The following is a 12,747-nucleotide window of genomic DNA, read 5'->3' as shown; positions in this document are numbered from 1 at the left end:
TGGTCACGCCCGTTCGAAGGCGACCCGGCGCTGGGCCGGGTCGGCGGCGGTGAGGCGTACCCGGACGCGTTCGCCCAGCGGCAGCTCACCGGTACAGCGGGCGCGCACCGGCGGCTCGTCGAGCGCGATCGTGCCGCCGGGCGGACGGCCGGGACGGCCGTTACCCGCCGGACGCGGTTCGTCCACGTCGAGCACCGCCGCCTCGAACGTCTCCCCCACCCGGTGCGCGAGCAGCACCGCCTCGGCCAGTTCCACAGCGCCGCGGGTGGCGGCGCCCGCGGTGCGATCGGTCGCGGCCATCACCTCGGGCAGCTTCGGCAGCGCGGCCCGGACCTGCTCGGGCACCTCGCGGCCCTCGTGCAGCGCCAGGCAGACCTCGGTGGCGTAGCGGTCGGCGAGCCGTCGCAGCGGCGCCGTGACGTGCGCGTACGCGGACGCCACCCCGCCGTGCTCGGGCTGCTCGGGCAGGTCACCGTCGAACGAGGTGTACGCGGCGCCGCGCATCAGCTCGGCGGCCTGGTCGACGAAGGCGGCCACCCGGGGGTGGGAGGTGTCCAGCCCGTCGAGCACCTGACCCACGGGTGTGCCGTCCGGCCAGGGCACGCCGAGCGGGCCGGCGGCGAGCCGCAGCCGTTCGACCGCCTCCGGGCGGGGGCGCGGCATGGTGCGCAGCAGCCCGATCCGGCCGGCCAGCATGATGTCGGCCGCGGCCATCCCGGTCAGCAGCGAGATCTGCGCGTTGTGCTCCTCCATCGGGCCGGGGCCGCGCAGCACCAGCCGCCACCCGTCGCCGTCGGGCTCGACGTCCTGCTCGGGCAGCGGCAGGTTGATCGCGCCCCGGCTCAGGCCCCGCGCGGTGAGCAGCGCCCCGATCTCGGGCAGCAGGGCGATCGGCTCGGGCAGCCGGCCGGCGTCGGCGTCGCGCTGCACGCCGCCGTAGTCGAGCTTGGCCCGGCTGCGCACCAGCGCCCGCTCCAGCGTGACCGCGGCGGTGCTGCCGTCGGCGTCCAGGTCGACGGTCCAGAGCACGGCGGCCCGGTCGACGTCGGGCAGCAGGCTGGCCGCCCCCTCGCTGAGCGTGTGCGGGTGCAGCGGCACGTTACCGTCGGGCAGGTAGACCGTCTGCCCGCGGCGCCACGTCTCGGCCTCCAGGTCACCGCCGAGGCGTACGTGGGTCAGGACGTCAGCGATCGCGTACCGGACGCGGTAGCCGCCGCCGGGACGGCGGGTGAGGTGCATGGCCTGGTCGAGGTCGCGTGAGGTCGCCGGGTCGACGGTGACGAACGGGATGTCGGTCCGGTCGGCGACTGCGGGCGGCGGCGCGGCGGCCGCCAGGTCGGCCTCGCGCTGCGCCGCGGCCGGGAAGCCCTCGGGCAGTCCCAGCTCGCGGCGCAGCGCGCCGAAGTCGATACGGGGCGCCAGTACGCGTCGGATCACCACGCGGTCAATCCTGACAGCGCCCCGCACGTTCCGCTCCCCGGGAGGGAGCGGTGTCCGCGGCGTCAGGCGCGGCGGGCCGGCGCCTTACGTGCGGTGGTGCTCTTGGCTGCGGTGCTCTTGCGGGCCGGCGCCTTCTTCGCGGCGGTGGTCTTCTTCGCCGTCGTGGTGGTCTTGCGCGCGGTGGTGGTCTTGCGGGCGGGCGCCTTCTTCGCCGCCGCCTTGCGCGCCGTGGGACGCGTCGAGGCTGTGGTCTTCTTCGCCGCTGTGGTCTTCTTGGCGGCGGTCGTCTTCTTCGCCGCCGAGGTGACCTTCCGCGCGCCGGTGGTCTTCTTGGCCGCCGTCGTCGTCTTCTTCGCCGCCGTCGTCTTGCGGGCCGGCGCCTTCTTCGCGGTCGCGGTGGTCCGGGGCGTCGCGGTGGTCCGGGGCGTCGTGGTCTTCCGGGCCGCTGTGGTCTTCTTCGCCGCCGTCTTCTTGGCCGCTGTGGTCTTCGTCGCGGTCGCCTTCTTCGCCGTGGTCTTCTTCGCCGGCGCGGTCTTGGCGGTGGCCCGGCCGGCCGGCGCCGTACGAGCGGCGGTCTTCTTCGCCGTCGTCCTGCTGGTGGTGGACTTGGTGGCCGGCGCCTTACGAGCCGCCGACACGACCTTCCTGGCGGCCGCCTTCTTGGCCGCCGCCTTCTTCGCCGGTGTCCGTCCGGCGCCGGCGCCCGAGGCGTTCGGCGACGCCTTGGTGACCGTCGTCGTCCTGCCCGCGGCGGTCCTCTTCGCGGTCGTCCGTTTCGCGGCCGGGCGGGTGGCCTGCTGTGCTTCGGCCATCTCGGTTCCCTTTCCTGGGGACGTGCTCTCGCCCTCGCGGAGCACGGATCACCTCGACGCGGGCCCTCCCGCGCCGTCTAGCGGCCCTCCCCGGCCCAACGGGCGTCCTCGGCGTCCCACGCGTCGTTACGCTCCCGCACTGTCTGCAGGGCGTTGTCCGCGTCGGCGGCTGAGGCGTACGGTCCGAGAACGTGCTTGGCGGGGCACACGTCGGCATCGGTCTCGACCCGGTGGTGTCGCGTGCACCAGTAGTAGTGCCCACCACTTCCGTCGTCGCTCATGCGATCACTGTGCACCGGGAACCGCCCGGCCGCCACCGGAACGGCACAAATAGTCACGTCCTTCTCCACATTAGACCTGGTCGGGGCGGTTGCGGCGGGGAACGGCGGAAGACCCCGGACATGCCCGCCCTCGTCCGAACGGGGTGTGGCTGCGGATCGCGTACCCCTTCCCGAACCTCGCGGTGGTCGGTCGGCGTGGCGCTCATCGCGCTCGCGGTGGCGCTGCGGCCGCGTTTCGGCCGGCTCGACCGCGACCTGGACGTGCTCACCGAACGCGAGGCGCCGGAGCTGCACGCCCTGGTCCGGGGAATGGCCACGGCGGTGGGCGCGCCGATGCCGCACGTGATCGGCGTCGACGGCGGCATCAACGCGTACGCAACGTCGGTGGGGCTGCGCCGGCGGCGTGTGCTCGGCCTCGGGCTGCCGCTGTGGGGCGCCCTGGACGGGCCGGCGCGGGTCGCGCTGCTCGGCCACGAGCTGGGCCACTTCGTCAACGGCGACGTCCGCCGTGGGCCGGTGACCCAGCCGGCGCTGACCATGCTCGGCAACGCCGCCGACCTGTTCCGGCCCCGGGGCGGGTCCGACGGCGGCGGGCTGCTGGTGATGGTCGGCGAGTGGCTGGGGCACCTGGCGTCCTGGGCGCTGTCGCGGCTGCTGGACACGCTGCTGCGGACCGGCTCGGTGGCCACGGCGGTACGCAACGCGGTACGCGGCGGCCACGGGCCGGGCACCTGGCGGGTGGAGACGGGACGCGCGCCGCGCGGCTCGACGCCGAACTGGCCGGGCACTACGAGCGGGCCGGCCGGGCGCTGAGCTGGAACGCCTGACGCTCAGGCGGGTGCCGGGACGGGCTCCGGACCGGGTACGGCGGCGGGCGCCGGGCGGGCCGCCGCGATCGCGTACGCGAGGGCGTAGGGCGTGCAGGCCAGATGGAACATCGGCTCGACGAGCACCCGGTCGGTGATGAGGAACCGTTCCCACCCGGTCGGCCGGGGCAGCCCGAACGACGAGTCGGTCCAGCAGGTGAACAGCCAGATCGGCGCGGAGATCCGGTCCACCGCGTCTCGCGGCAGGCCGTCCGCCACCGGCGCGGTGGCCGGGATCGAGGTGACCACCGCGAGCACCACCGCCGCGTCGGCCGCCACCAGCGCGCCGAGCAGCCCGGCCGACCACGCGAGCCGGACGCGGCCCCGGCGGGCCAGCGCCCCGGCGGTCCAGAGCGCCGCCGTCAGCAGCGCCAGCCAGAGCAGCAGCCCGGGCACCGTCTCCCACACCCGGCTCTCACCTCGCGCGGCGAGCAGCGCGAGCGTCGCGGTCACCGTCGCGGCGATCGGCAGCACCACGCCGAGCGCGGTGGGCAGCGCCCCCACGCGTACGGTCCGGCGTGCGGCCCGGGTGACTCCGAGCGCGAGCGCCGTACCGAGCAGCGCGGTGAGCGCCGACCAGGTCGGCAGCTGCGCGGCGGCGGCCCACGGCACGCGCATCTCCAGCCACCCGTGGGTCAGGGCCATCACCGCGCCGGCGAGCACGAGCACCGCGACGCAGGCCGGCGGCGCGAGCAGCAACACCCCTGCGGTACGCCCCAGCTGCCGCGACCCGGCCCGGCCGGTCAGTGGTGTGGCCGCCCGGCGCGCCGCCAGGCTCGCGGCGAACCGGAGCATCCCCCAGCGGCGGCCGGTGCGGGCCAGCTCGTGCAGTTCGGCGGCCCACTCCCGGGCCAGGTCGGCACGCAGCTCCGCCGGCCACCGGCGTACCGCGACCCGCAGCAGCAGCGCCGCCACCCGCCGGGTCACCACGCCGGCGCCCCGGCCGGGTCCGCGCCGCCGGCACGTTCGGAGGGTACGAGGGCACGCAGCTCGGCCAGCGCCAGCCGGGCCGACCGGATGCCCTCGCCGGTGAGGCGGTAGTAGCGGCGGGCCGGGCGGCCAGCGATCACCGGGTCGACGTCCTCCCAGTCGGCGGCGAGCCAGCCCGCCGCCTGGAGACGGTGCAGCACCGGGTAGAGCGTCCCGCTGGGCAGGCCGGTGAGCCGCATCAGGTCGAGGCCGTAACGCGGCGCCTCGGGCTCGGCGAGCAGCGCCGAGAGCACCTTCGCCACCGGGATGGTCAGTCGCACAGCGGCACTCTATCGGAACTCTACATAGGGCGGGTGCACCCGAGGTAGCAGGACGAACGGTGATCGACAATGGGACGGTGTGTCCCCTTCGGCGGAACCGGTGGCCGGTCCGGCAGGGCCCGCTCAGGTGGATCACCGGTGGCCCGGGTGCATCGCGCGACTCCATATGCGAGCCTCGACGGACGAATCCGCTGTCGCGCTTCCAGCGGACAGCGACCCGAGCTGGGGAGAGAAAATCGTGGGCAACCTTGACATCGCGCTGAAGAACGCGATGAACATCGACGGCGCGATCGGGGCCGCGCTCGTCGACTACACGAGTGGCATGACCCTCGGCGTCGCCGGCGGCACCGGCGAGATCGACCTGACGGTCGCCGCCGCCGGCAACACCGACGTCGTACGCGCCAAGCTGCGCACCATCGAGATGCTCAAGCTCGACGACGAGATCGAGGACATCCTGATCACGCTCGGCAGCCAGTACCACCTGATCCGCCCGCTGAGCAACCGCACCGGCAAGGGCCTGTTCCTCTACCTGATGGTCAGCAAGAGCCGGGCCAACCTCGCGATGGCGCGGCACCAACTGCGCACGATCGAGGAGAGCCTGGAACTGTGAGCCGGGTGGACGACCTCCCCCGCCGTACGCGCGCCCAAGCCGGCACCCTGCCGCCACCACGGGCGCTTCCACAGTCGCTGGCCGGCAACCCGGCGCTGCCGTACCCGGCCATCGCCCAGGAACTCTCCGCGCTGCGGTTGCAGATCCCCGGCGTGCACGGCTGCGTCCTCGGCGGCGTCGACGGCCTGCTCGTCACGCACAACCTGCAGAACGGCGCCGACCCGGACGACCTGGCCGCGCTCGCCGCCACCACGTACGGACTCGGCCGCCAGGTCGGGTTCCGGCTCGGACAGGGCGACTTCCAGCAGTCCACGGTGCGCAACGCCGGCGGCTACCTCAGCGTGTACGCGATCAACGGAGAGGCGCTGCTCGCCGTGGTCGGCACGGACAGCATCAACGTGGCGCGGCTGCACCTGCACGCCCCGACCACCGCGGCCCGGCTCGCCGAACTGCTCGACGGCGTCAGCCCGGCCACGTCCTGACGTACGCCGGTCGTCCCGGTCCCACCCGTCCGGACCGGAGGCGGCCGGCGTACCCCCGGGTTCTGTCGTTCGTGTGGCGCGGCGGTCGCGCGGCGCGGTCGCGCGCTTGCCGCGGCGGTCGCGGTGCGGCGGTCGTGGCGCGGCGGTCGCGGCGCGGCGGTCGCGGCGCGGCGGCCGCGGCGCGGCGGGTCAGAGGCCGAAGCGGCCGGCCCACGCGGTCACGTCGGCCACCGTGGCGTTGCCGCCGCAGACCACCAGGCCGATCCGGGCGTCGGCGCCCACCCGCTCGACCACCCGGCGGGCGGCAGGCAGCAGGCACCCGGCGGCGGGCTCGGCCCACACCTTGGCGTGCTCGGCCAGCTCCAGCGTGCCCCGCACCGCCTCGGCGTCGGACACCACGAGGACGTCGCTGACCAGCGCGGTCACATGGTCATAGGTGAGCTGCGAGACGCTCGGCGCGCTGAGCGTGGTGACGATCGACGACAGCGGCACCTCGACCGGGCCGCCCTTCGCCAGCGCCTGCGACATCGCCTGCGCGCCCTCGGTCTCGACGCCCCAGATCCGTACCCCCGGCCGCCGCGCCCGCAGCGCCGCCGCCACGCCCGAGATCAGCGCGCCACCGCCGATGCTGACCAGCACGTCGGTCAGCTCACCGGCGTCGTCGGCGAACTCCAGCCCGACAGTGCCCTGCCCGGCCAGCACAATCGGGTCGTCGAACGGGTGCAGCAGCGTGACGCCCTCATCCCGCAGCCGGTTCATCAGCGCGAACGCGCCGGCCATGTCCTCGGTCAGGCGCACGTCCGCCCCCGCGGCGCGGGCCACCTCGACCGCGCGGGCGGGCGCCGTCCGGGGCATGACCACTGTCGCCGCCACCCCGAGCGCGCCGGCCATCACCGCGACCGCGATGCCGTGGTTGCCACCGCTGACCGCTACCACCCCGGCCGCCCGCTCCGCGTCGTCGAGCGCGAGCAGCTTGGCCGCCGCACCACGGGCCTTGAACGAGCCGGTACGTTGCAGCAGCTCCAGCTTGGCGGTGACCGGTACGCCGAGCAGCTCGGTCAGTCCCGGGCTGGGCACGGTCGGGGTGTGTACGACGACGTCGGCGATCCGGTCGGCGGCCGCCTGGATGTCCGCAAGCTCGATCACCCCCGCAGCGTCCCACACCGGCCCCCGTGCCCCGCGCCGTGCCACCGCGCGGCGCCCCGCCGCTCCGCCGTCCCACGCTCCGGCACTCGTCGATCTTGGAGTTGTGGCACCTCGCAAACTGCGCGGAAGGGCCGTTCCGGGCGCCACAACTCCAAGATCGCTGGAGTGGGACGGACCTGTCACGGTCGGCTGGCGGCCACCTCGGCGTCGCTGCGGAGGATGCAGAACTCGTTGCCCTCCGGGTCGGCGAGCACCACCCAGCCGGTGCCGTCGCTCTCTCGCCGGTCGGCCACCACTGCCGCGCCCAGCCCGGTCAGCCGGGCCAACTCCTCGTCGCGCGTGCAATCGACCGGGCGCAGGTCGAGGTGGATGCGGTTCTTGACCTGCTTGGCGTCCGGTACCTCGATGAAGAGCAGGCGGTGCCGCCCGTCCCGCGAGTAGATCATGCACTCCTCGTGGCCCGGCTCGTTCGGATCGTCCGGGTCCTCCCGGTAGTCGAGGACGGCTTCCCACCAGCGGGACAGGGCGTAGGCGTCGGCACAGTCCACGGTGGTGTGGGACACGTAGGAGGTCATCACCGGATCATCGCAAGTCCTGATGGCCCCCGGGCTACCCAGCCGTTCCCGGACCGGCCACCGGGCTCCCTAGGTGTCAGCACCGCTCACGGACGCATCCCCGGCAGCCAGTCCGGCGTCGAGCGCGGCCAGGAAGTCCAGCAACTCACGCCGCGCGGCCTCGTCATGCGTGCGGTGGTTCAGGACGTCCGACGCGACGCAACGGGAGCGGTCCTCGACCACCTCGATCAGCTCGATGAGTTGAAGCCGAGCCTCGATCACCGCGGCCGAGCCCACCTGGCGACACCATTCCTCGATCAGGTCGGGGTCCGTGGAGACGGCATCGATCCCGCAGCATCCGACAACGCACTCGACCTCGCAGAAGGCGATGCACTTGCGCAGGGGCGACGGCACATCGACCGATACGTCCGCCATCGCCTCTCCTCCCCTGAGCCCGCCGCGACAGTGACGGGTGGCCGATGCTAGCGCCACGACCGCCTGGCACTCCTACGAATTCGGCGGCCACTCCGGAGCCAGAGTCTCGCGATCGTCGAGGAGGTTGCCGGGGTGGACACCGCGTGGAGCGCTACGTCTCCCTCGTCAACCGCCCGCTTCCGCTGTCAGTCGTCGAACTCGAACCCGCGCGCTTCGGCGTCGTTGACCAGCCGCCGCATACGTTCGCCGCCGGTGGCTACCACCTTCATCAAGGCCTCCAGCTCTTGCAGCGCGCCTCGATCGGTGCCGTAGGCGCAGAACATGCCGGCCTCAGGGTCATAGGCGAATCGACCTTCGAGCGTCGGGGCCTCGGTGCTGACAAGAACCTCCGCGACGCCTGCCCAGAAGTACCCGTTGGGCTCGTGACCAAGCTCCCCGATCACACTGTCGACTGGAGTGGTCCCGGCATCCAGCAGCAGCGAATACTGTCCGGGAGTGGTCTCGATCAGTCTGAGCAAGGTCATCTTCGAAGCCTGACAGTGGTCGGTGCTCGTGGCAAGATCCGAAGTCTCCGTCACGCGCTCAGTTCCGCTCCTCCATTCGATCCGGCGAGACTGTCCGGTATGACGACCGACCACGGCAGCGGGGGGCGACGTGAGCAGCGACGTAACCACAGTGCTGTGGCGTCCCCTGGGACAGCAGGAGCTCGACCTCGTCCGCGAGGCAGAGGGGCGCAGGTGGCCGCCACTCTCGCCGGAGCAAACTCACTTCTTCCCGATGCTCGACGAGGACTTCGCGGTCAGGGCTGCGCAGAACTGGAACCTGTTCGGACCCGTGCGCTACGTGGCCCGCTTCCACGTCGAAACGGGTTTCCTGGGCCGCTACTCGACACGGTCCTTCGGTGGATCCGCCGCTCCGATGCTGTGGGTTGCAGCCGACGAACTCGACGAGTTCAACGCGCACATCGTCGGTTCGATCGAGGTCATCCACGAGTTCCGATAGCGGGTGACCGGTACAGACGGCGGCCATCGGAGGATCCCGACGACGTGCGGCCGGTTTGGCTGGACGACGCCGCGGGGAGGCAGCACCGCCGGGACGACGGGCGACGTCGGCACCGCGAGAGCTTGCTGACCAACGACAACCATCGACGCTACTAGAACCAGTTCAGAACCTTGATCAAAGCTCTGAGCTGGGTGGGCGACGGACGAGTCGACCTCTACGCCGGATTCTGAACGAGGCACATACCTTGAGCAGCGCTTTAACTCATACCGCGCCCCGCCAGGGCGCCGCTAGGGCGCCGCGCGTTTGGGTCGAGGTCGAGCAGGAGAGCGACCCTTGCCCTCTTCTTGACGCGCCCATATGGCTCCGCAAGCCTGAGCTGTTCGTTGATCACCGCGTCTCAGCCGCTTCGTACAAGCTTCTCAATTGATTGTCGGAGCCCACCTGTACGGCATGCGCATCGTTGACAACAACATTGTATTCCGGTTTCTGGGCCAGGAAACGGCCCAACACACGCACCACAGCAGGTGCCTTGCTTGAGACATGCGCCCCGACCAGAAGAACCATTCCGGCAGTCAGAAAATTTAGAATCGGCGGCGCCACAACAGTTAGAGAGAGGAAAGTTATCAACATCGCTGAAGATCTCAAGAACGGCACCACCTCCTCCTCATCCTCTCTCGCGCGCACGACGTCTCGCCGCTGAAATTCAACCCCACCTTCTTCGTTGAAGGGGTGCACACCCGCCCAACTCCGCCACTTTCCACCATCGGAGACGATGCGATACCTAACGCTTTGCCCAACCTCAAGGTGCGCGATTAGATATCGTCGGTCAAGATCGGAGGCCTTTTCGTTTCCCACTTCAGCGACGCCCAACTCCGGCTCAGGTTCGGGATCTAGCGCGACCTCCAAGATTTTAGATTCGTCGGGGAAGCGAAAGCGCAGGTACTGGTTCTTGATTACAGAGTTTCCCGTATTCTCGAACGAAGCGAGCACCTGGGTCAGGTTTTTAACTTCCACGTCTCCATAAGAGACGGTAATTCTCTCAGCACTACTTCCTTCACCCACCTGAAGCAATCGGTCATCGACCCGAACATCCCACGACAATTGCTTACGCGATGCCTTGCGGGACTTGATCCGCTCGGCGATGAGAGCAAAAAAGAAGCCGCATGCTGCAGTGAATACCGCCAGCAAGAGCTTGTTTTCCGTCAGATCGCTCCAGGTCACATTCTCTCCTACGATGGCATCAGGCTCGATCGATAACTTGCTAACCGTACGACACCACTACAGAAGTCGCAGTCCTCCAGTTGGAGGGCGCGGGGAGGGATGCTTGGCTACCTAGACGGACCACCTGGGTTGTGGTGATGATCGGCCCCTCTGATGAGCTGCAGGCCAGGCGTGACTGGGGGCGCTCGACGTCTTCTTAACGACGAATATTTCGTCGATGGCCTGCCGGGTGCGCTCCTCACTGGCCGGCATCAGGTGTGTGTAGACCCGGAGCGTGAAGCCGGGCTCGGCGTGACCGAGGTACAACGCGAGGGCCTTGATGCTCTCCCCTGCGTCGAGCAGGGACGAGGCGTAGAAGTGGCGTAGCGCGTGCATTCCGGTGGCCCGGGTCGGCGTGATGCCGGCCGCCCGTACGGCGGGGCGCCAACTCTTGTCGTCGAAGGTGTGCCGGTTGATCGCACCCCGGCGGGTGGTGGTGAACAGCAGCGGCACCGTCACCCGCTCCTCATCGGCCGGCGGCAAGCCCGGCCGGCGGCAAGCCGCCCGGCCGCCTACGGCGCCGGGGCGGTGAGCCACCGACAGCCGCCGAGAGACCGCCCCACAGTCGGACTCAGCTCAGCGCGAGTTCGTCCGGGAAGCGCTCGTGAAGCGCGGCGACAGCCTGCTTCAGGCAGTAGTCGAGGCTGTGGCCGTCGACCCTGATCGACGCACCATCGAGCCGCTGACCAGAGATCACCACGGTCCAGGGCTTGCGCTCCCGCTCCCCGTCAATCTTGACCAGCCCGACCAGGCCCATCTCCCCCAGGTGCGCCAGCAGCTCCGGCACGCACTCATCCCACCTCATCCACGAATGGGATCACCGAGGCCGCTACGGAAGCCAGCGGGTCGGCCTGGTCGTGCGTCAGGGCTTCCGGCTGCCGCGCCAGTCCAACCCCGGGACTGGCTTGCCACCGTGCCGCAGAGTCACGGCACCAGCTCCACCGCCAGGACGTGCCCGACCCCTTCCCACAGCCGTCGGCTCCGCTCCGAAACGATCGAGCAAAGGCCCCTCAGACGGCCCACAGCGGCACAGCAGCCCGACCCGAGAAGAGGTCACTGAGCTGGCGCTCAGGGCGTCTCCAGGGCGTCAGGGCGTCGTCAGGGCGTCGAACGCCGGCCAAAGTTGACCAACGACGACCATCGACACCCGGACATAGAAGCAGCTCAGAGCCTTGATCAGGTCTCTGAGCTGGTGGGCGACGGACGAGTCGACCTGTACGCCGGATTCTGTGCCCGGCACGCCCATAGGCGCACCGGCGGCGGCCATCCATCTCGACCTGCCGTTGCCGGCAGGCTCCAGCGGCCTACCCGCAGACATCGGGCGGGCAGCCCTCAAGCGTCTGCGCGGGTCGTCATCTTGCGGTGACGGCCCTTTCTTGGCCTTGCTCCGGGTGGGGTTTACCGAGCCACCCCGGTCACCCGGGGTGCTGGTGGGCTCTTACCCCACCGTTTCACCCTTACCGTCCCGTTACGGGCCGGCGGTCTGTTTTCTGTGGCACTGTCCCGCGGGTCACCCCGGGTTGCCGTTAGCAACCACCCTGCCCTGTGGAGTCCGGACGTTCCTCGGCGACGGGCCGGAGCCCGTCGACGCGACCGCCCGGTCGACTCGTCCGTCGCGCCCTCATCCTAACGACGGACCCGCCGCGCCCATTTCCACCCCGCCCACCATCTCGTCCACCACTTCGGGGAGGTGGCGGCATCAACCGGCCCGGGATACCGCCACTTCCCCGAACTGGCGCGATGCGCGCCCGAACTGGCGCGATGCGCGCCCGAACTGGCGCGGTGCGCGCCCGAACTGGCGCGATGCGCGCTCGCCGCCCGACCGACTAGCCTCGGGGGACCATGGATCTCTCCGACGCCGCGCTCCTGCTCGCCGCCGGTCTCGCCGCGGGCACTGTGAACGCGGTGGCCGGTGGTGGCTCACTGATCACGTTCCCGGCGATGATCGCCACCGGCCTGCCGCCGGTGGCGGCCAACGTCTCGAACTCGGTGTCGGTCTTCCCGGGGTACGTGGCGAGCGTGGCGGGCAGCCGGGTGGACCTGCCGCGCGGGCGGGAGCTGTGGTCGCTGATGCCCACCGCGGTCCTCGGCACGATCGCCGGGTGCGCGCTGCTGCTGGCGACTCCGGCGCGCGCGTTCGAGCTGGTGGTGCCGTTCCTCGTGCTGGGCGCTACCGCCGTACTCGCGTTCCAGGGTCCGCTGCGCCGGCTGGTCGGCCATCCGGAACGGTTGGGCGCGCGCCGCCGTACCGTCACGGTCCAGACCATGGTCGCGCTCGGCACGGTGTACGGAGGCTACTTCGGCGCGGCCCTCGGGGTGATGCTGGTGGCCGGGTTGGCGCTGGTGCTCGACGCGACGCTGGCCCGGGTGTCGGCGATGAAGAACCTGCTCTCGGCAGTGGTGGGGCTGACCACGCTCGTGGTGTTCGCCCTGTTCGGCCCGGTGAACTGGGCGGCCGTCGCGGTGGTCGCGCCGGCCACCCTGTTCGGCGGGTACGCGGGCGCGCGGCTGGCCCGCCGGCTTCCGCAGGTGGTGTTGAAGACGGTGATCGTGGTGTTCGGCACCGCCATCGGGTTCTACCTGCTGTGGCGCGCGCTGACCTGACGCCA

General features: G+C 71.1%; 17 protein-coding genes and 1 other RNA gene. 5 read left to right on the top strand and 13 right to left on the bottom strand.

Translation table 11 applies throughout. The features are described 5' to 3' along the window. Positions 1 to 3: 3 nt before the first annotated feature. The 3 genes from ML5_RS18250 to ML5_RS18240 form a co-directional block, all read right to left on the bottom strand. Positions 4 to 1,440, bottom strand: a complete 1,437-nt coding sequence (locus tag ML5_RS18250) for an RNB domain-containing ribonuclease (protein ID WP_013475675.1) — start codon at positions 1,438 to 1,440, stop codon at positions 4 to 6. Between the two features lie 62 nt (positions 1,441 to 1,502). Continuing rightward, the gene (locus ML5_RS18245) at positions 1,503 to 2,252 is read right to left on the bottom strand and encodes a histone (RefSeq protein WP_236619230.1); all 750 of its coding nucleotides are present in this window, start codon (positions 2,250 to 2,252) and stop codon (positions 1,503 to 1,505) included. A 77-nt stretch (positions 2,253 to 2,329) separates the two neighbouring features. Continuing rightward, on the bottom strand, positions 2,330 to 2,533 hold the full coding sequence (locus ML5_RS18240) for a hypothetical protein (protein ID WP_030273123.1): 204 nt from the start codon (positions 2,531 to 2,533) through the stop codon (positions 2,330 to 2,332). Between the two features lie 195 nt (positions 2,534 to 2,728). On the opposite strand from ML5_RS18240, the gene ML5_RS18235 reads away from it, so the two are divergent. Then, positions 2,729 to 3,346, top strand: coding sequence for a M48 family metallopeptidase (locus ML5_RS18235; protein WP_049800102.1), 618 nt, complete (start codon positions 2,729 to 2,731; stop codon positions 3,344 to 3,346). Between the two features lie 17 nt (positions 3,347 to 3,363). Here ML5_RS18235 and ML5_RS18230 read toward each other — a convergent pair whose 3' ends face one another. Then, positions 3,364 to 4,329: a hypothetical protein gene (locus ML5_RS18230; RefSeq protein WP_236619229.1), complete on the bottom strand. Its 966-nt coding sequence runs from the start codon at positions 4,327 to 4,329 to the stop codon at positions 3,364 to 3,366. After that, entirely contained in the window at positions 4,323 to 4,649 is a 327-nt protein-coding gene (locus tag ML5_RS18225; protein ID WP_013475671.1) for a PadR family transcriptional regulator, read from the bottom strand. The genes ML5_RS18230 and ML5_RS18225 overlap by 7 nt, the downstream gene beginning before the upstream one ends. Before the next feature lie 238 nt (positions 4,650 to 4,887). On the opposite strand from ML5_RS18225, the gene ML5_RS18220 reads away from it, so the two are divergent. Beyond that, positions 4,888 to 5,259, top strand: coding sequence for a hypothetical protein (locus tag ML5_RS18220; RefSeq protein ID WP_013287772.1), 372 nt, complete (start codon positions 4,888 to 4,890; stop codon positions 5,257 to 5,259). Next, a complete protein-coding gene (locus ML5_RS18215; protein WP_013287773.1) occupies positions 5,256 to 5,741 on the top strand; it encodes a roadblock/LC7 domain-containing protein in 486 nt (161 codons plus the stop codon). Before ML5_RS18220 ends, ML5_RS18215 begins: the two co-directional genes overlap by 4 nt. 189 nt (positions 5,742 to 5,930) lie before the next feature. On the opposite strand, the gene ML5_RS18210 is transcribed toward ML5_RS18215, so the two are convergent. The 4 genes from ML5_RS18210 to ML5_RS18195 all read right to left on the bottom strand — a co-directional run bounded on the left by ML5_RS18210 (position 5,931) and on the right by ML5_RS18195 (position 8,400). After that, positions 5,931 to 6,887: a threonine/serine dehydratase gene (locus ML5_RS18210; RefSeq protein WP_013287774.1), complete on the bottom strand. Its 957-nt coding sequence runs from the start codon at positions 6,885 to 6,887 to the stop codon at positions 5,931 to 5,933. 179 nt (positions 6,888 to 7,066) lie between these two features. Continuing rightward, on the bottom strand, positions 7,067 to 7,462 hold the full coding sequence (locus ML5_RS18205; RefSeq protein ID WP_013475670.1) for a VOC family protein: 396 nt from the start codon (positions 7,460 to 7,462) through the stop codon (positions 7,067 to 7,069). A 69-nt stretch (positions 7,463 to 7,531) separates the two neighbouring features. Continuing rightward, the gene (locus ML5_RS18200; RefSeq protein WP_013475669.1) at positions 7,532 to 7,876 is read right to left on the bottom strand and encodes a DUF6331 family protein; all 345 of its coding nucleotides are present in this window, start codon (positions 7,874 to 7,876) and stop codon (positions 7,532 to 7,534) included. A 185-nt stretch (positions 7,877 to 8,061) separates the two neighbouring features. Continuing rightward, positions 8,062 to 8,400: an immunity 51 family protein gene (locus tag ML5_RS18195; protein ID WP_013287779.1), complete on the bottom strand. Its 339-nt coding sequence runs from the start codon at positions 8,398 to 8,400 to the stop codon at positions 8,062 to 8,064. A 130-nt stretch (positions 8,401 to 8,530) separates the two neighbouring features. Here ML5_RS18195 and ML5_RS18190 point away from each other — a divergent pair, with 130 nt between their 5' ends. Next, positions 8,531 to 8,878, top strand: coding sequence for a hypothetical protein (locus ML5_RS18190; protein ID WP_013475668.1), 348 nt, complete (start codon positions 8,531 to 8,533; stop codon positions 8,876 to 8,878). Between the two features lie 387 nt (positions 8,879 to 9,265). On the opposite strand, the gene ML5_RS32040 is transcribed toward ML5_RS18190, so the two are convergent. The 4 genes from ML5_RS32040 to rnpB form a co-directional block, all read right to left on the bottom strand. Then, positions 9,266 to 10,099, bottom strand: a complete 834-nt coding sequence (locus ML5_RS32040) for an RIP homotypic interaction motif-containing protein (RefSeq protein WP_013475667.1) — start codon at positions 10,097 to 10,099, stop codon at positions 9,266 to 9,268. Positions 10,100 to 10,210: 111 nt separating this feature from the next. Further along, a complete protein-coding gene (locus ML5_RS31565; protein WP_236619228.1) occupies positions 10,211 to 10,597 on the bottom strand; it encodes a tyrosine-type recombinase/integrase in 387 nt (128 codons plus the stop codon). Between the two features lie 112 nt (positions 10,598 to 10,709). Then, positions 10,710 to 10,943 (bottom strand): hypothetical protein, encoded by a 234-nt coding sequence (locus ML5_RS18180; RefSeq protein WP_013475666.1) that lies wholly within the window; start codon positions 10,941 to 10,943, stop codon positions 10,710 to 10,712. 395 nt (positions 10,944 to 11,338) lie between these two features. Beyond that, an RNA gene (gene rnpB / locus ML5_RS31320) (RNase P RNA component class A) lies at positions 11,339 to 11,747 on the bottom strand. Positions 11,748 to 11,980: 233 nt separating this feature from the next. Here rnpB and ML5_RS18170 point away from each other — a divergent pair. Then, positions 11,981 to 12,742, top strand: a complete 762-nt coding sequence (locus tag ML5_RS18170) for a sulfite exporter TauE/SafE family protein (protein WP_013475665.1) — start codon at positions 11,981 to 11,983, stop codon at positions 12,740 to 12,742. Positions 12,743 to 12,747: the final 5 nt, after the last annotated feature.

Source organism: Micromonospora sp. L5 (assembly GCF_000177655.2).
Classification (GTDB): Bacteria; Actinomycetota; Actinomycetes; order Mycobacteriales; family Micromonosporaceae; genus Micromonospora; species Micromonospora aurantiaca.
Note: the sequence above shows the minus strand (reverse complement) of the source record. Positions and strands in the feature narration are given on the sequence as shown.